Source organism: Actinomycetospora callitridis, assembly GCF_028737265.1.
GTDB classification, from domain to species: domain Bacteria; phylum Actinomycetota; class Actinomycetes; order Mycobacteriales; family Pseudonocardiaceae; genus Actinomycetospora; species Actinomycetospora callitridis.
Window position 1 is genome coordinate 1 of the sequence record NZ_JAQZAK010000019.1, and the last position, 16,851, is coordinate 16,851.

16 protein-coding genes are annotated in these 16,851 nt (G+C 73.9%); 8 read left to right on the forward strand and 8 right to left on the reverse strand.

Annotation, left to right across the window (positions count from 1 at the left end):
* The 4 genes from PH191_RS29765 to PH191_RS29780 form a co-directional block, all read left to right on the forward strand.
* The coding region (locus PH191_RS29765; RefSeq protein WP_274198251.1) for a peptidase associated/transthyretin-like domain-containing protein at window positions 1-425 on the forward strand (425 nt) is incomplete at its 5' end.
* On the forward strand, window positions 422-1,003 hold the full coding sequence (locus PH191_RS29770; RefSeq protein WP_274198252.1) for a ferric reductase-like transmembrane domain-containing protein: 582 nt from the start codon (window positions 422-424) through the stop codon (window positions 1,001-1,003). The genes PH191_RS29765 and PH191_RS29770, both read left to right, overlap by 4 nt.
* 53 nt (window positions 1,004-1,056) lie before the next feature.
* Complete coding sequence (locus tag PH191_RS29775; protein WP_274198253.1) at window positions 1,057-2,574, forward strand: MFS transporter; 1,518 nt, start codon at window positions 1,057-1,059, stop codon at window positions 2,572-2,574.
* Between the two features lie 233 nt (window positions 2,575-2,807).
* Entirely contained in the window at window positions 2,808-5,483 is a 2,676-nt protein-coding gene (locus PH191_RS29780; RefSeq protein WP_274198254.1) for a winged helix-turn-helix domain-containing protein, read from the forward strand.
* On the opposite strand, the gene PH191_RS29785 is transcribed toward PH191_RS29780, so the two are convergent.
* The 5 genes from PH191_RS29785 to PH191_RS29805 form a co-directional block, all read right to left on the reverse strand.
* On the reverse strand, window positions 5,392-6,423 hold the full coding sequence (locus tag PH191_RS29785) for a YhjD/YihY/BrkB family envelope integrity protein (RefSeq protein WP_274198255.1): 1,032 nt from the start codon (window positions 6,421-6,423) through the stop codon (window positions 5,392-5,394). The two genes, PH191_RS29780 and PH191_RS29785, sit on opposite strands and share 92 nt — an antisense overlap.
* Entirely contained in the window at window positions 6,420-6,689 is a 270-nt protein-coding gene (locus PH191_RS29790; RefSeq protein ID WP_274198256.1) for a YrhK family protein, read from the reverse strand. The genes PH191_RS29785 and PH191_RS29790 overlap by 4 nt, the downstream gene beginning before the upstream one ends.
* 24 nt (window positions 6,690-6,713) lie before the next feature.
* On the reverse strand, window positions 6,714-7,034 hold the full coding sequence (locus PH191_RS29795; protein ID WP_274198257.1) for a DUF3040 domain-containing protein: 321 nt from the start codon (window positions 7,032-7,034) through the stop codon (window positions 6,714-6,716).
* A 103-nt stretch (window positions 7,035-7,137) separates the two neighbouring features.
* Window positions 7,138-8,484, reverse strand: coding sequence for a chloride channel protein (locus tag PH191_RS29800; protein WP_274198258.1), 1,347 nt, complete (start codon window positions 8,482-8,484; stop codon window positions 7,138-7,140).
* A 48-nt stretch (window positions 8,485-8,532) separates the two neighbouring features.
* Window positions 8,533-9,030 carry a DUF1269 domain-containing protein gene (locus PH191_RS29805; RefSeq protein WP_274198259.1) on the reverse strand — a complete coding sequence of 166 codons (498 nt, stop codon included), beginning with the start codon at window positions 9,028-9,030 and terminating at the stop codon, window positions 8,533-8,535.
* A 188-nt stretch (window positions 9,031-9,218) separates the two neighbouring features.
* Here PH191_RS29805 and PH191_RS29810 point away from each other — a divergent pair, with 188 nt between their 5' ends.
* Complete coding sequence (locus PH191_RS29810; RefSeq protein ID WP_274198260.1) at window positions 9,219-10,202, forward strand: DUF389 domain-containing protein; 984 nt, start codon at window positions 9,219-9,221, stop codon at window positions 10,200-10,202.
* Between the two features lie 9 nt (window positions 10,203-10,211).
* Here PH191_RS29810 and PH191_RS29815 read toward each other — a convergent pair whose 3' ends face one another.
* Entirely contained in the window at window positions 10,212-10,739 is a 528-nt protein-coding gene (locus PH191_RS29815) for a potassium channel family protein (protein ID WP_274198261.1), read from the reverse strand.
* A gap of 22 nt (window positions 10,740-10,761) precedes the next feature.
* Window positions 10,762-11,877, reverse strand: coding sequence for an AI-2E family transporter (locus tag PH191_RS29820; RefSeq protein WP_274198262.1), 1,116 nt, complete (start codon window positions 11,875-11,877; stop codon window positions 10,762-10,764).
* Between the two features lie 266 nt (window positions 11,878-12,143).
* Between PH191_RS29820 and PH191_RS29825 the strand changes: the two genes are divergently transcribed.
* Complete coding sequence (locus tag PH191_RS29825) at window positions 12,144-13,004, forward strand: YihY/virulence factor BrkB family protein (RefSeq protein WP_274198263.1); 861 nt, start codon at window positions 12,144-12,146, stop codon at window positions 13,002-13,004.
* A 368-nt stretch (window positions 13,005-13,372) separates the two neighbouring features.
* Here the strand turns inward: PH191_RS29825 and PH191_RS29830 are convergent, their stop codons facing one another.
* Window positions 13,373-13,849 carry a DUF7144 family membrane protein gene (locus PH191_RS29830; RefSeq protein WP_274198264.1) on the reverse strand — a complete coding sequence of 159 codons (477 nt, stop codon included), beginning with the start codon at window positions 13,847-13,849 and terminating at the stop codon, window positions 13,373-13,375.
* A 257-nt stretch (window positions 13,850-14,106) separates the two neighbouring features.
* Between PH191_RS29830 and PH191_RS29835 the strand changes: the two genes are divergently transcribed.
* On the forward strand, window positions 14,107-16,473 hold the full coding sequence (locus PH191_RS29835) for an arylsulfatase (RefSeq protein WP_274198265.1): 2,367 nt from the start codon (window positions 14,107-14,109) through the stop codon (window positions 16,471-16,473).
* Complete coding sequence (locus PH191_RS29840) at window positions 16,470-16,733, forward strand: hypothetical protein (RefSeq protein WP_274198266.1); 264 nt, start codon at window positions 16,470-16,472, stop codon at window positions 16,731-16,733. Before PH191_RS29835 ends, PH191_RS29840 begins: the two co-directional genes overlap by 4 nt.
* Window positions 16,734-16,851: the final 118 nt, after the last annotated feature.

Sequence of the window (16,851 nt, forward strand, 5' to 3'; positions counted from 1 at the left end):
CCCCCGCCCCCGCCCCCGCCACGCTTGCCGCGCCGCCCGGCGCGATCTGCGCCCCGACGGTGACCAACCCCGGCGGCCGCAACAACTACGACGACGACGCCCCGCTCGACGTGCCGCTGGGCCGGGGCCTGGTGATCACGGGGATCGTGCGCGACACGGCGTGCCGTCCGCTGCCCGGCGTGCCGGTGCAGGTGTGGCTGCAGACCGCGCTGGGCAGTGAGCGCGAGAACCGCACGACGGTGCTCACCGGGCCCGACGGGCGCTACCGCGTGGACACCGACCCGGCCGTCGCCCAGTTCGGCGAGCCGAACGTCCACGTGGCCCACGACGTGAGCGGCCCGTGGCGCGCCGTCTTCCAGCGCCACGTCGTCGACTCCGAGGACACCCTGGCCGTCGTCGACCTCACGCTGGTGCCGTCGTCGTGAGCGCGGTCCGGGTCGTCGGGGCCGCGGCCGCGCTCGGCGGGGCGTTCCTCGTCGTCCTCGCCCTCGCGGGTCCCCACCTCGTCGGGGCGCCGGTGCTGCTCGTGGTGTCGACCCTGGCGGCGTGCCTCGCCGTCGCCGCGCTCGCGGTGCAGCCCTGGCTGACCCGGCGCCGCGTCGGGGTCCACGTCCGCGTCGGCGGGATCGTCGGGGTCCTGGTCGCCCTGCACGTCGTCGCCCTGTTCGTGGAGGACCCGGACGACGCCCTGTTCTCGATGTCACCCGACGGGCCCACGCGGGCGCGCATGGCCCTGTTCGCGACCGTGCTGCTCGTCGTCGTGACCCTGCTCGGGCTGCTGCGGCGGCGCCTGCGCTGGTCCCCGGCCACGTGGCGGTTCCTGCACGGGAGCCTCGCCGTGCTCGTCGTGGTGCTCGGCGTCGGCCACGCGGTCCTGATCCAGGGCGCACTCGACGGGTGGGGCACCGTCGTGCTGCTCGTGCTCGGCGGCCTCGGGGCCGTCGGCGCGGTGTGGCGGCTGATCGCGGTCCTGCGCCGGGCTCCCGGACCCACCACCCGCTGACCTCATCCCCGGCGGGTGAGGATCGCGCCCGGGCCCGGCGCAAGAGTGCACGCATGACCGAGGCCACCACCACACCCGTCGGCGGACTGCGCGCGGGGCGAGGAGTGCTCGCCGTCGCCTGCGTCTCGACGTTCGTGGTCAACGCGAACACGTCGGCCGTGAGCATCCTGCTGCCGTCGATCGCGGCGGACCTCGACACCTCCATCGAGCTGCTCCAGTGGGCCGTCACCGGCTACCTGCTGGTGGGCGCCGCGGTGATCGTCACGTCCGGTGCGCTCGGGGACATCCTGGGGCGCCGGAAGGTGTTCCTCGCCGGGCTGGCCCTCTTCATCGCGTCCTGTGCGCTGATCGCCCTGGCCGGATCGGGCGCGATGGTGGTGGTCGGCCGTGTCATCCAGGGAGCCGCGGGCGCGACGATCCTGGCGTGCGGCCTGAGCCTGCTCTCGGTCGCCTCGTCCGGAGGCCAGCAGATGCGCGCGGTCGCGCTCTGGGGCGCCGCCGCCGCGGCCGGCGCGGCCGCCGGCCCGCTGGTCGGCGGTCTCCTCGACGAGGCCACCGGGTGGCAGGGCCTGTTCTGGATCGACGCCGCCATCGCCCTCGCGTGCGTGCCGCTCACCCTGCGCACCGTGGCGGAGTCGTCCGACCCGAACCGGCCCCGCACGATCGACGTCGCGGGCACGGCCCTCATCGCGGGGATCCTCGTGCCGTTCGTGTTCGCCATGACCAAGGGCGCCGACTGGGGCTGGGTCTCGGTGCCGACCCTGTCCTGCCTGATCATCTCCGTGGCGGCCACCGTCGGCTTCGTCGTCGTCGAGGGGCGGGTGACCGCCCCGCTGGTCGACCTGCGGCTGCTCCGGAACCTGGCGCTGGTCGGCTCGACCCTCGCGATCCTCATCGGCGCCGGCGCGATCGCCGCCCTCGGGCTGCTGATGAGCCTGTACTTCCAGGATCCGGCCGGCCTCGGCATGTCGAGCCTCGCGGCAGGTCTGGCCTCGCTGCCGGTGGCGGCGCTCGTCATCCTCGTCGCCCCCGCGATCACGCCGCTGACGGGCCGCTTCGGCACCCGGCCGATCATCTCGGCGGGGTTCCTGCTGCTCACGGCCGGCTTCGCCGTGCTCGTGTTCGTCCAGCCGAGCTGGACCTACGCGACGTTCGTCCTCCCGCTCCTCGCGATCGCCGTCGGGCTGGGGCTGTCCAACGGCCCGGCCTCCGCGATCTCGACGTCGTGCGTCCCCCCCGCCGACGTGGGCGCCGCCTCCGGCATCTCGAACATGGCCCGCTACGTGGGCGGTGCCGTGATGACCGCCGTGGCCGCCGGGATCTACGGCAACGTCGGGCTGGCCCGCGAGGGCGAGGGCGCATCGCCGGAGGACGCGCTCGCGAGCGGCTTCGCCGCCGCCTCCCTGGCTCTGGCGATCTTCTCGGCGACGGGGATCGTCCTCGCCGTCCTCGCCCGCCGCCGCGCCCGCCGTGGACCGGCCGTCGTGGAGTACGCGGCGGCGGCCGCCGCCACCACCCACACCGTGCCGGTGCAGGAGGTCGCGGCGGACGCCGGCTCCCCGGTCCGCTGACGGCGCGTCAGGTCGGGAAGACGGTGGCCCGGTCGTCCTCGACGCCGACGACGGTCCGGCCGTCGGTCTCGGCCTGACGGAGCGCCGCCTCCGCCCCGCCGGGCCTGTGTACGCGAACTCGCGATCGCGCCCGGAGCACCGTCGCGCGCGACGGGTGAACCGGCGATCTCCGGCGCTCCTCCGGGTACTGTCGCCCCCCGAGAGAGCCGTCGGCGACCACGGGTGGGGGGCGCATGGCACGCCCTCCGCGGACGAGGGAGCGGTCCGTCGACGGGACGGGATCCGCACCCGCCGCCACGGGGCCGGGCGACCCGGCCAAGTTCGCCGTCCCCGTCGCGACCCACGTCATCGAGCGGCCACGGCTGCTCGCCCGGATCGGCGAGGGAGCGGCGGGCGGGGCCACGGTGATCGCGGCCGCGGCCGGGTGGGGGAAGTCCCTGCTCGTCGGCTCGTGGGTCGCGCAGGGCGCCGACGGTCGCGCGGTCGCGTGGGTGAACCTGGACGCCGGCGACGACGACGTGCGCGCCTTCTGGACGACGGTGGCCGCCGCGCTCGCGACGGTCGCCGGCGACCGCGCAGGGCCGGCGCTGGCACGCCTCGCGCGGTCACCCGTGGGCGTCGAGCTGCCCGGAGACCTCGTCCACGCCCTCGAGCAGGCCGACCGCCCGCTCGTCCTCGTGCTCGACAACCTCCACGAGGTGACGTCCGCGGAGGTCCACGCCGGCCTGCTGCGGCTGGTGGAGCGCCCGTCCCCGACGCTCTCGCTGGTGATCACGACACGGCGCGACCCGCCGTGGCCCCTGTCCCGCCTGCAGCTCACCGGGCTCGTGACCGGGATCCGGGCGGCGGACCTCGCGTTCCGCCCCGACGAGGCCGCGGCCCTGTACGCCCAGCTCGGGGTGGAGCTCCGCGCCGAGCAGACCGAGCGCATGGTGGAACGGACCGAGGGCTGGGCGGCGGGGATGCGCCTGGGCGCCCTGCACCTGCACGGCGCCCCCGACGTCGGCGCCGCCGTCGCCACCTTCTCCGGGGAGGAGCACGGCGTCTCCGGCTACCTCCTGGAGGAGATCCTCGCCCGGCAGCCGCCGGACCTCGTCCACTTCCTGACCACGGTCAGCGTCGTGGACGTCGTCTGCGTCGACCTGGCCGACGCCCTGACCGGCGGCAGCGACGGTGCCGCGGTGCTCGCCGACCTCGCCGCCTCCCACCTCTTCGTCCAGGCGCTCGGCCGCCCGGGTCGCTGGTACCGGCTGCACCGGCTGCTCCTCGACCTCCTGCGGGCACGCCCGCTCCCCCGCCGTGAGAGCCGGGACCTGCACCGCCGCGCGGCCCAGTGGTTCGCCGACCAGGGCATGACGCTGGAGGCGCTGCGCTCGGCGGTCCGCGGGACGCTCTGGCCGCGGGCCACCGAGCTGGTGAGCCGGCACCTCCCCGGCCTCGTCCTGCGCGGCTCGGCGCGGGAGCTCGAGCGTGTCCTGGACGGTGTGCCCCGCGACGTGCTGCTCGCCCGTCCCGAGCTGGCCACCGCGCTCGCCGCCGCCCGGATGATCCAGGGCCGCCCGTCCGGGGTCGAGCAGCTCCTCGAGGTCGCGCGCACGGGCTCGCGCGACCTGTCGGGGCCGCGCCGCGAACGCCTGCACCTCTACCACGACCTGATCCTGGGTGGCCGGGCCCGGGTGGCGGGTGACCTCGCGGCGGCGTCGGAGGCGTACTCCCGGATCCCTCTCGACCCCGTGGCGCTGCGGGCGCTGGACATCGCCGAGACCGGGACCGTCCTGGACCTCGTCCGCAGCAACCTCGGCACCGCGGAACTGTGGACCGGCGATCCCGTGACGGCCGAGGCCCACCTCCGCGAAGTCGCCGATCGTCCCGGTGAGCCGCTGTCCCTCCCGCCGCTGAACGCCGTGGCGCACCTCGCCCTGCTCGCCTGCGATCGCGGCGACCTCGTGGAGGCCGAGGAGGCCGCCGCGTCGGCAGTGGCCGTCGCGGAGGCGGCCGGGTGGACGAGGACGTTCCAGATCGCGCCGGCGTTCCTGACCATGGCGCGCGTGGTGTTCGACCGCGGCGACCTGCCCGTCGACACCTGGCTCGGACGCCTGGCCGAGGTGGAGGAACACGCCCCGGAGCGCCACGTCCGGCTCGCCGGATCGCTCGTCCGCGCGGCGCGCCACGAGGTGGCCGGTGATCCCGAACGCGCCCTCGGGGAGCTCCGCGCCACCGAGGAGCGCCTCGGCGGGTGGGTCCCCCCGCGGCCCCTCTTCGAGCAGTCGCTGCTCGTCCGGGCCGGACTCCACGCGCAGGCCGGCGACGTCGCCTCGGCCGGCGCTCTGCTCGACCAGGTGGGCCCCCCGCGCACCGAGGCCGGTGCCGTCCTGCGCGCCCGGCTCCTGCTCCGGCGGGGAGAGCCCGCCGGCGCCCGGGAGGCGCTGGAGCAGGTGGTCGGCCCGCACCCGCGCGTGCGGGTCGGCGCGGCCGTGGTCGGGGCTCTCCTCGCCCACGCGGACCGTGACGAGGACCGTGCCCTCGCCCTCCTCGAGGACGCCCTGCTCGCCGCCGCGCCGGTGGGCCTGCGTCGACCGTTCCTCGCCGAACCGGACCTCGCCGCCCTGCTGACGCTGCGGGTGGAGCGGGGAGGGGCTGCGGGCACGTTCGCCGAGGACCTCGTCGAGCGGATGAGGCCGGCGTCCGCCGCGGCAGGAGAGCGACGAGGCATCGTCGACCCGTTGACCGACCGTGAACGCACCGCCCTGCGCTACCTGGCGAGCCCCCTCTCGAACGCGGAGATCGCCGGCGAGCTGTACGTCTCGGTCAACACGGTCAAGAGCCACCAACGGGCGGTCTACCGGAAGCTCGGGGCCGCCGGTCGACGGGACGCGGTGCGCCGCGCCCACGCGCTGGACCTGTTCTGATCTCGTCACGGTCGGGGTGGGACGGCGCAGGGTCGGGAGGCGAGGCCTCGACGCGCGTCGCCGCCCACGCCGTCGCGAACAGGACCAGGCGCGCGCTCAGGTAGATCGCCACCAGCAGGCCGAGGACCGGCCCGAACACGAGGCCGGCCGGGGAGCCGGTGACCCAGCCGAGGTAGACGGTCCCGACCCGCCGGATCGCCTCGAAGCCGACCGCGGCCAGGAGCGCGGGGCGGACGGCACGTCGCAGGGGCAGCCGTTCCCGGGGCAGGCGCGCGATCACCCAGAGCAGGACCACCAGGTTCGCGGCGAGCGACAGCGCCAGCGCCATCGTCGCCGCGACGATCGTGCGGACCCAGCCGGCGCCCTCGTCGCCGGCCACCGTCCCGGTGAGGGCGTCGCCGAGAGCGGTCAGGCCGAGCGCGACGGCCAGCACCAGGGCCAGACCGAGGAGGGCGACGCTGTCGGAGAGGGCGCCCGCGAGGTACGGCGGGCCCGCGGTGCGCTGACCCCACTGGGCGGACAGGGCCTCGCGCACCCGGTACATCCAGACGAGTCCCGTGTACACACCCAGCACCAGACCGAGCACGCCCACGGTCTCGCTCTGGCGCAGGGCCTCCGCCACGAGCTGGTCGACCGTCGCGGCGAGTCCGGGCCCCACGGTCGCGACCACCGCCCGCTGGAAGTCCTCGAGCAGCTCGGGGTCGCCGAGCAGGACGCGTCCGGCGACAGCGAAGGCGATCATCAGCAGCGGGACGAGCGCGACGACGCTGAAGTAGGTGATGGCGGCGGCGTAGTGGTCGCCGTGCCGCTCGAGGTACTGCACGGCGGCCCGCACGAGGTGGTCGATCCACCCGTGGCGTCGGAGCCGCCCCAGACCCAGGAGCTCGCGATCGCGCTCCGGGTCGCGCGCCGGCGGTGGGCCGGCGCCCTCGGTCCTCACTCGACGCGGTCGGCAACCGCCGAGACGACGGTCTGGGCACGCTGCCGGGCCTCGTACCGCGCGAGGATCTCGCCGATCACACCGATGAGCAGGCCCCACGACGCGACGACGAAGAGCCACGTGCCGGCCCGTGTCAGGGCGGGAGACAGGAAGAAGAGGCTGCCGATGACGAACGCGACGTTGCCGAACAGGGCGACGCCCATGTGGACCCAGGGGATGTCGTGGGCGTAGCGGCGGATGTGCCGGACGTAGATGAAGAGCAGCATGATCGCCTCTCGCGGGCCGTGGGCTCAGGTACCGGGGTCCGGGGTCCGGGGTCCCGGGGGTGTCAGCTCGTCCCGGATGGACTGGGGCAGCCGGGGACGCCATCCGACCCCGAGCAGGACCCCGATCGTCAGGAGCAGGACGATCAGCGCCTGGCCCGGGAGCCCCAGCCAGAACAGACCGACGATCAGCAGCAGCCCGACGACCGCGACGGCGAGGTACGCCCGCGACCGGCGGCGTCCGCCGCCCGACGCGCGGTGCCATCGGCGCGCGAAGGAGGGGTCGTCCGCGGCCAGGGCCCGTTCGGTCTCCGCGAGCACCGACCGTTCCGCGTCGTCGAGCGGCATCGTGGACTCCTCTCCCGGCTTCACCCGGGTCCCGCGCCGATGCTCCGGCGCTCCACGAGCGTCGCGCCCCGCGCCCGCGAGCGGGTCACCCGGCGGAGATGAATCAGGCCGCCTCCGGGGCGGGCGCGACGCGGGGGCCGGGATCGGGCAGCCGGAGCGTCACCAGGTAGGAGACCACCACCGCGACGATCACGAGCGGCATCACGGTCAGGCCGTCGGCGCCCAGGAAGAGCGTGGCCAGCAGGACCGAGGTCAGCGGCAGGCGGAGCATCCCGACGGTCATCGCGCCCATACCGATGGCGGCCCCTGACAGGGCGTCGAGACCGGGCAGGTGGGCCAGGGCGAGGCCGCCGGCGGCCCCGATGAACATCGCCGGGAACGTGGGCCCGCCGCGGAAGCCGGCGAGGGCCCCCGCGTAGGCGAGCCCCTTGCACGCGATGAGGAGCAGCAGCGCGCCGACGCCGTAGGCGGCGGGATCCCGCAGCAACGGGCCGAGGGCGTCCTGCCCGGAGAACAGCACCTCGGCGACGGCATGGCCGGTGACCCCGGCGTAGAGGATCGCGAGCGCCGCGATGCCCAACCCCAGCACGGGGGTCAGGACCAGCGCGCGCCGCACGATCAGCGGCCGCACCCAGAGCGCGGCGGAACGGATCACCCAGCAGAGCAGGGCCGCGACGCCGCCGGCCGCCACGGCCCACCCGAGTGCGCCGGGGGTCGGGTCGCCCGCGGGCGGCAGGCCGGAGACGGCGAGCGAGAAGGTCCCGAAGCCGGTCCAGGAGCCGAGACCGACGAAGACCAGGGACCCGATCCCCGCCCCGAGCAGCCCGGGGACCAGCACCATCGTCGCCGTGGCGCCGCCCAGCCCGGCCGCCTCCATCATGAGGAAGGCCGCCGCCAGCGGGGAGCCGAACAGCGTGCTCACCGCGGCGAAGCTCCCGGTGGCCGCGACCACCGAGGCGACGCCGGCCGGCACGTTCCCCCGTCGGGCGAGGCGGACGGCCAGCACGGCGAGCCCGCCACCGAGGGCGATCAACGGCGCCTCCGGCCCGACGACCACGCCGAGCCCGATGCTCGCGAGCGCCGCGGCGGCGATGCCGCCGAGCTCGCGCCCGGCCGGGTACCCGCCGGCGTGGAAGCCGTCGGCCGGGGACTCGCCCCCGTGGCCCGGCAGGAACCGGATCACGGGGGCGACGAGCACGCCCGCCACCCCGAGCGGGACGAGCGGCCACCACAACGGCGGTGCGGTGTACCCCAGCGCGAGCGGCGCCGTGGTGAACGCCCAGGTCTGGACCGCCGCCGTCAGGAGGAGGAACCCGTAGGCGAGGGCCGAGATCGGGACCCCGAGCACGGCAGCCAGGCCCAGCAGGCCGAGATAGCGACGCGACCGCAGCACGTCCATCGGCGCCATGGGCGCTTCCGCACTCGCCGGCGGCGCGACCTCAGCGGTCACCTGTCACGTCCTCTCCCCCGGTGCTTCCCCCGGCTCCGACCCGACCCGTCAGACGGCGTGCGCCTCGGAGAAGACCTCGCGGAGCTGGGCCTCCTGCTCGGCGGAGAGGTTGGTGTGCAGGAGCTCGCCGTCCACGCCCCGGAAGGCCTCGGCCACCTTGTCCGGCACCCCGTCGGAGGTCAGCGCGAACAGCGCGGAGGTCCCGGGCGTCACCTTCTCCCGCACCTCCTTGATGAAGTCGTCGTCGATCCCCACGTCGGCCAGCGAGGCGGACGCCGCGCCCATCGCGGCACCCACGAGGAGCCCCAGGATCGGGACGAAGAAGATCAGCCCGAAGAGCAGGCCCCAGAAGCCGCCGCCGAGGGCGCCTGATCCGGCGAGGTTGTTCAGCTGGCGGGTCTTGGGCTTCTTCGCCCCGTCCACCCACGAGACGACGGCGCCGTCGTGGATCCTGATCGCCTCTTCCCGCTGCAGGCGCTCCAGGATCTGCAGGGCCTCGTCGGCCCCCACGGCCGTCGGGAACTTCACCGCGGTCAGTGTCGCCATCGATCTACCTCTCGTCGCGCCGTGCGGAGCCCTCGAGGGCACCGCCGTCCGACAGCGACTCTCGGCCGGGACCCGCCGCCTGGCATCACCTCATCGGGATGAGTCGGGAGACGTCGGCAGGCCGGGAGATCGCGTCTCCTCCGCGGCGGGGGAAGCGGTCGTCGGTGCACGCCCCGGAGGCTGGGCCGATGCGCGTGGTGGCGGTGTCGGGTGCGGACATCGATCGCATGGCCGACCGGCTCTTCCTCGAGGGACGGCGCAAGCAGTCGGCCTTCTGGGTGCTGCTGACGCTGGCGGCGATCATCGCCGGCGCCGGGGTCGTCGCCGACTCCGACGCCACGGTGATCGGCGCGATGATCGTCGCGCCGCTGATGACCCCGATCCTCGGCACGGCCCTCGCCGTCGTCCTCGCCGACCGGGCACGGATCCTGCGGGGCGTCACCACCGTCCTCGCCGGGGCCGCCCTCGTCGTGGCGCTCGGGTTCCTGCTGGGGCTGCTCGTACCGGAACCGGTGGTCGCCGCCACCAACTCCGAGGTCGCCTCCCGGGTCAGCCCCGACCTCATCGACCTGGTCGCCTCGCTGGCCACGGGCCTGGTGGGCGCGTTCGCCCTGGTCCGCGACGACGTCTCGGACACGCTGCCGGGCGTCGCGATCGCGATCTCGCTCGTGCCGCCCCTGGCCGTGGTCGGGCTGACGCTCGAGTCCGGGGAGCCCGGCCAGGCCCTGGGCGCCCTGCTGCTGTTCGCGTCGAACGTGGCGGCGATCGTCGCGACGGGCACCGGGCTGCTCCTCGCCTACCGGCTCCGGCCGGCCGCGGAGGCGGCCGGTCGACCGGTCGGCCGCCTCGGGCGCGGGACGATCGCGGTCGTCGCGGGCTTCGTGGTGCTCGTCGCCGTGCCGCTCGCGGCGGGCAGCTACCAGGTCTACCGCGACGCCACCACGGTCGCGGGCGTGCGTCCCGTGGCCGAGCAGTGGGCGGCCGGGGCCTCCGCGCAGATCGTCTCCGTCACGGGGACCGCGGCGGCGATCCGGATCGACGCCCTCGGCCCTGCCCCGGGCCCGGACGTCGTCCCGTTGCGCCAGGCGCTCGACGCGGCCGGCTACGCCGACGTCCCCGTCGAGGTCTCACTCGTCCTCGGCGGCACCCGGAGCCTCCCGGCCGGCGGATGAGCCCGGCGGTCAGGGCGCCGTCCCGTTGAGGCGTCCGCGGCCGCGGTCGACGGCGCTGAGAATGGTCCGCACGACGAAGCCCAGCAGGAGCAGGTTGGCGAGCATCTGGAGGGTCACCACGACGCGGGCGGCCGTCGACACCGGCGAGATGTCCCCGAAGCCGACGGTCGCGAACACCGTGACCGTGAAGTAGACCGCGTCGGTGCGCGCCATCGGCTCGGAGAACGAGGCCGGGTCCACCTGGGACAGGACGGTGTAGGTCCCCGCGAACAGCATCAGGAACAGCGGGAGCGCCACCGCCAGGGTCTCGAGGGCCCGCAGCGACGGGTACGGCGAGCGCGCGATCCCCCGCACCTGCCAGGCGATCAGCGCGCCCAGGACGGCCAGCCCGGCGACCAGCCGGAGGAGGGTCCCGACGTCCACGGCCATCCGCAGCGGGACGACGTAGAAGACCACGACGATCAGGACGGCGTAGACGAGCGCCCGGGCGAGCGCGACGGCGGCCCGCCCGCGGGGGGGCGCGTGGGTGGTGGTCACCCCCGCACCCCCGGACCAGCTGTCACGGGGTGACCTTCTCGGGCGGCGGCACGACCGCGCCGTCGACCTCGTCGGCGATCTCGTCGGCCTCGTCCTCCTCCGGCTCCCCCGGATCGGACCGGATCAGGGCATCGGCCCACCGCGCGCCCGGGTCGATGTCGACGAGCAGGGCCTTGGCCAGGAGGGTCAGCGGGATCGCCAGCAACGCCCCCAGTGGACCGAGCACCCAGGCCCAGAACAGCAGCGTCACGAACGTGACGGTCGCCGAGAGACCGACCGAGTCGCCGATGAACCGCGGCTGGATCAACGACTGGATGACCACGTTGAGCAGGCTGTAGACGACGATGACGATCACGAACAACGACCACCCGCCGGTCAGCAGCGCGAGGATCGCCGGGGGGATCAGCCCGAAGATGAAGCCGATGTTGGGGATGTAGTTGGTGATGAACGCCAGCACTCCCCACAGGATCGCGAGCGGCACACCCATGATCTCGAGGGCGATGACGTCGAGCACCGCGACGATCGCGCCGAACACCGTGGTGACGAAGAGGTAGCTGCGGGTGCCGCGCGCGAAGGTGTCGAGGGCCCCGACGATGTGCGGACGGTCGCCGGCGATGCTGTCGAGTCGCTTGTCGAAGGTGGCGGCGTCGGCGATGAAGAACAGCAGCAGCGCGAGGATGAGAACGATCACGCTGGCCAGGCCCGAGACCCCGGCGAGCACGCCGCCGACGAAGCCGGCGACGGAGTTGAGACTGATGCCCTGCGTGGCGGCCTGGATCTGGGCCGGCCCGACGCCGAATCCGGCGAGCGTCTGCCTCAGACCGTCGAGCATCGTGTCGAACTGGGCGCTGTACTGGGGCAGCACGGTCGCGAGCTGGCCGACCGAGACGATGAGCACCGCGGCCAGGGCCAGGAGGCCGACGTAGACGACGATGATCAGCATCAACGTGGCGACCCACGTGGGCCAGCCCTTGCGCCGCGCCCACCGCTGCACGGGATGCGCCGCGATGACGATCATCAAGGCGAGGAACAACGGGCCGATCAGCCAGGCGGTGGCCCGCATCCCGGCCACCGCGATCACGGCGGCCGCGATGCCCAGCAACAGGGTCAGTCCGCGCGGGAAGCCCCCGGGCGCCACGGGCGCGGACTCCCGCTTCGGGCGGTGCCGACCGTTGGACGGCGGCGTGTGAGCGGGTTCGAGTGGGTCCGCTGAGGGCCCCACGCCTTCCAGCGGTGTGGTCATGCCCCTCAGTGTGGGCAGGTGCAGCGATCTCACATCACCTGGAACAGATGATTCCGAGCCCCATCTCGGGATTCATCTGTTGCGGGTGAGTCGCGCGTGGCCGACGCCGACCACGCTGTCCGCGGTACTCGGGTACGGACGACGTCCCGGACGGGGGGCGCGTGCACACGAGAGGCAGTAGGACCCGCCAGCGGGTCGGCGTCCTCGCGGCGCGCTATGAAGACGCGCTGGTCCTGCGCGTCTCGCGGCGCATGATGGCGATCAACGGGTACGACCGGGCGTTGGCGCTCGCGGCGCAGGCCTTCGCCGGGTTGATCCCGGTGCTGATCGTCGTCTCCACGCTGTCCCCGAACTCGATACGTGCCTCGGCAGGACCTGCGGTGATCGCCAGTCTGGGGTTGTCCGGGGACGCGGCGACGGCGCTGACGGCGCTGGTCGCGCGACGACCGGCGGTCGAGCCGTTGACCGCGGTCGGCGCCGTCCTGCTCGTGGTGTCGGTCCTGGGCTTCACGCGCGCTCTGCAGCGCGCCTACCTCTCGGCGTGGGGACTCCCGTCCACGGGGCTCCGCGGCCTGGGTCGTGGGTTCCTGGCGTCCACGGCCCTGATCGTCGGGCTCGCCGCCCTCGTGGCGTTCGGGCCGGTGCTCGCCGTCGTCGACGGTCACATCCTGGTGGAACTGATCCTCAATGCCGTCGTGGCCACCCTGCTGTGGTGGCCGATCCAGCACGTCCTGCTCGGCGGCCGGGTCGGGTGGCGGGCGCTGCTCCCGGGCGCGGCGCTCAACGGATGTGGTCAGGCCGTCGTGCTCGGTCTCTCCGCGACCTACCTGCCCCCCGCGATCTCCCGGGCCTCGGCCGAGTACGGCCTCATCGGCGTCGCCGTCCCGGTGATCTCGTGGCTCGTCGCCCTGGGCCTCCTCCTGGTCCTGTCCGCCATCCTGAGCGTCGAACTGGCCGGAAGTGGGCCGGAGAGCGACGGGACGGGTCGCGACGTGGACGACGACGTGAGAGCGACGTCGTGACCCTCTTCCCCGGGATGCCCCGGTGAGTTCCCAGGAATCGCCGACGTCGCGCGGCTTCACGAACGATTCGGTTCGCAGGCCGACGAGCCGGCCCCTCCTCCGCACGACACGGCGGTCGCGGGCGTCGTGGTCGAGTACCCCGGTGAGCGGCCCACGGTGGCGGTGACGGGTCAGGTGGACCGCGCGAAGGCCACCGAGGTGTCGGGCTCCGTGCGGGGACTGGTCGCCGTCGGCGTCCGGGTCCTGACCGTCGACCTCACCGCCTCGTGGGACGGTGCCGCGCCTGCTCCCGGTGCTGACCGGGCCCGGACGCCACTCACCCCCGGTCGCGGGAGCGACCGGGGGTGAGTGAGTCGGAGTGATCGTGGTCAGGCCTCCCGACCGCGCCGGTCGGTCGCCAGCGCGTAGATGACGGCGACGTCGACGGCGATGATGATGATCGACCACATCGGGTAGGCGGCGATGAACACGAGGTTGGCCAGCGCACTCAGGCCCGCCAGCACGATCCCGAGGAACCGTCCCCACGGCTTCCCCGCCAGCACCGCGAACCCGGCGGCGAGGATCAGGATGCCGAGCAGCAGGTGCACCCAGCCCCAGCCGGCGAACGACAGCGAGAGCACCAGGCCCTCTTCGCTGACCAGGAAGTAGGTGGGGCTGAAGAGCGCCACGAGGCCCTCGACGATCTGGAAGGCCCCCAGCAGGATCATCATGATCCCGGCGAAGGAGACCCACCCGCTGAAGTCGTCGGTGTCGTGCCCGTAGTGAGCCGGCTCCCTGAGATACGCGGCCTGTGCCCCGAAGGTGGGGGTCCGGTCCCCCTTCTGCACTCCGTCCACGTCGGTCATGTCGTACTCCTCATCGGCTTCGGCCTCCGGGGCCGGCTCCGTCGTGCTCCCGTCGGGTGGCGGGGGCGAGGAGACCACTGTCGTTCCGCAGCGACCCGCGCGCGTCACCCGCGGAAGATGACTCGCCGCGACCCGACGCCCTCCCCGCGAGGTCCCCTCCGCAGCGGGTGATGCGGGCGTCGGCGGCCCGCCGCACCGTGAGGGCTCGCCCGGGTCACCCGACCCGAGCCGCGGCGACGGAGAAGGCGGATCGAGACATGGCGGATGAGCGGGGCGCACGTCGCGGGGTTCTGCCGATCCCCGACCGCCCGCACCTCGGGGTGCTCACCTACGACGCGAAGGACCCGGACACGGCCTTCCCGCCCATCGAGCCGCTGCTCCCCCCGGCCGGCGCGCCGAACGTCCTGGTCGTCCTGGTCGACGACGTGGGCTTCGGCGCCGGCAGCCCCTTCGGGGGGCCGGTGCGGATGCCGACCGCGGAGCGACTGCAGCGCGGTGGCCTGACCTACAACCGCTTCCACACCACGGCGCTCTGCGCCCCGACGCGGGCGGCCCTGCTCAGCGGACGCAACCACCACTCCGTCGGCATGGGGATGATCACCGAGACCGCGACCTCCGCGCCCGGTTCGAGCGGACTGCGCCCGAACACGAAGGCGGCGGTCCCCACGACGCTGAAGCTCAACGGCTACTCGACCGCGCAGTTCGGCAAGTGCCACGAGGTGCCGCCGTGGCAGACCTCGCCGATCGGCCCGTTCGACGCCTGGCCCACCGGCGGCGGTGGCTTCGAGTACTTCTACGGCTTCATCGGCGGAGAGAACAACCAGTACTACCCCGCCCTCTACGAGGGCACGACGCCGATCGAGCCGGAGAGGTCCCCGGAGGACGGCTACCACCTCACGGAGGACCTGGCCGACCACGCCATCGACTGGGTACGGGCCCAGAAGGCACTGGCACCGGACAAGCCGTTCTTCATGTACTTCGCACCCGGAGCCACGCACGCGCCCCACCACGTGCCGCCGGAGTGGTCGGACAGGTACGCCGGAGAGTTCTCCCACGGCTGGGACGCCGAACGGGAACGGATTCTCGAGCGTCAGAAGCAGAACGGGGTGGTGCCCGCGGACGCCCGGCTGACCCCCCGGCCGGACCAGATCCCGGCGTGGGACGACATGGACCCCGCGCTCAGGCCGGTGCTGGAGCGCCAGATGGAGGTCTACGCCGGCTTCCTCGAGCACACCGATCACCACGTCGGCCGGCTCGTCGACACCCTCGAGAGCATGGGGGCGCTGGAGAACACGCTCGTCTACTACATCCTGGGCGACAACGGGGCGTCCGCCGAGGGCACCGTCAACGGCGCCTTCAACGAGATGGCGAACTTCAACGGCCTCGCCGCGATCGAGACGCCGGAGTTCATGGCGTCGATGAAGGACAAGCTCGGGACGAAGGACGCCTACAACCACTACGCGGTCGGGTGGGCGTGGGCCATGTGCTCGCCCTACCAGTGGACCAAGCAGGTCGCGTCGCACTGGGGCGGAACGCGCAACGGGACGATCGTGCACTGGCCGGCGGGGATCCGGAGCCGGGGCGGGACGCGGTCACAGTTCTGCCACGTCATCGACGTCGCACCCACCGTGCTCGAGGCCGCCGGGATCCCGGAGCCCGACTTCGTCAACGGTGCACAGCAGGCGCCGATCGAGGGCACGAGCATGGTCTACAGCTTCGACGACGCCGACGCCCCCGAGCGGCACGACCTCCAGTACTTCGAGATGGCCGGCAACCGCGGCCTCTACTACAAGGGCTGGAGCGCGGTCACCCGGCACAGCACCCCGTGGCTGCCGAACCAGGTGCTGCCGCCGCTCGACGAGGACGTCTGGGAGCTCTACGACGGCGCCACCGACTGGACCCAGTCGCACGACCTCGCCGCGGAGATGCCCGAGCGGCTCGCCGCACTGCAGCGCCTGTGGCTGATCGAGGCCGTGAAGTACAACGTCCTCCCCATCGACGACCGCCGGTTCGAGCGGCTCAACCCGACCATCGCCGGACGCCCGCAGCTGGTCACGGGAACCACCCAGGTGCTGTTCCCCGGGATGCGGCGCCTGAGCGAGCACAGCGTGCTCGACGTCAAGAACCGGTCGTTCGCCGTCACCGCCGCGATCGAGACGCCGGAGAAGGACGCCACCAACGGCGTGATCCTGGCCCAGGGCGGCCGGTTCGGCGGCTGGGCCCTCTACGTGGTCGACGGCCGCGCCAAGTTCACCTACAACCTCCTCGGGATGACGGAGTTCGTCACCGAGGCGGACGAGGACCTCCCGTCGGGCGCGCACCAGCTCCGGGCCGAGTTCGCCTACGACGGCGGCGGCCTCGCGAAGGGCGGCGACGTCACGCTCTACTACGACGGTCGCGCCGTCGGGAGCGGCCGCGTGGACCAGACCCAGCCGATGGTGTTCTCCGCGGACGAGACCACCGACATCGGGGACGACTACGGCACACCGGTCAGTGCCGACTACCTGGGCGCCTCCCGGTTCAACGGGCGCATCGACGTCGTGCAGATCGACCTCGGTGAGGACGACCACAGCCACCTCATCGACCCGGCCGAGGTCGCGCGGATCGCGACGTCCCGGCAATGACCACCCCGCCCGGGGCGCCTGCCCCCGCCACCCCTGACACCGCCGCGACCACCGGCTGGCACGTCGACATCCCGCTGATCGGTCCGGTCGGGTGGCCCCCGACCGGCAACCTCGCCTTCCTCGCCGCCATCGGCGGCCTGGCCGCGCTCGAGGTCGTGGCCTGGCCGGTGGCGGCCGCCCTGGCGGTCGGGCACGTCCTCGCCCAGGCCCACGACCACCCGGTGCTCCGCGCCGTCGGCGAGGGACTGGAGGACGCCTAATGGGGCTCGCTGGGCCGGGTCTGCCAGGCTCGGCTGCGGTAGCGGCCGGCGGGTCAGCACTCGCGACGCCAGGGCGATGGTCAGCTCTACGCTCAGATCGTGCGCCCGCCGGTCGTGA

Bases quoted from the DNA above. Each gene is read 5' to 3' on its own strand.
- PH191_RS29775 (WP_274198253.1), top strand. From the start codon at position 1,057: ATGACCGAGGCCACCACCACACCCGTCGGCGGACTGCGCGCGGGGCGA.
- PH191_RS29780 (WP_274198254.1), top strand. From the start codon at position 2,808: ATGGCACGCCCTCCGCGGACGAGGGAGCGGTCCGTCGACGGGACGGGA.
- PH191_RS29790 (WP_274198256.1), bottom strand. From the start codon at position 6,689: ATGCTGCTCTTCATCTACGTCCGGCACATCCGCCGCTACGCCCACGAC.
- PH191_RS29795 (WP_274198257.1), bottom strand. From the start codon at position 7,034: ATGCCGCTCGACGACGCGGAACGGTCGGTGCTCGCGGAGACCGAACGG.
- PH191_RS29805 (WP_274198259.1), bottom strand. From the start codon at position 9,030: ATGGCGACACTGACCGCGGTGAAGTTCCCGACGGCCGTGGGGGCCGAC.
- PH191_RS29810 (WP_274198260.1), top strand. From the start codon at position 9,219: ATGCGCGTGGTGGCGGTGTCGGGTGCGGACATCGATCGCATGGCCGAC.
- PH191_RS29830 (WP_274198264.1), bottom strand. From the start codon at position 13,849: ATGACCGACGTGGACGGAGTGCAGAAGGGGGACCGGACCCCCACCTTC.
- PH191_RS29835 (WP_274198265.1), top strand. From the start codon at position 14,107: ATGGCGGATGAGCGGGGCGCACGTCGCGGGGTTCTGCCGATCCCCGAC.
- PH191_RS29840 (WP_274198266.1), top strand. From the start codon at position 16,470: ATGACCACCCCGCCCGGGGCGCCTGCCCCCGCCACCCCTGACACCGCC.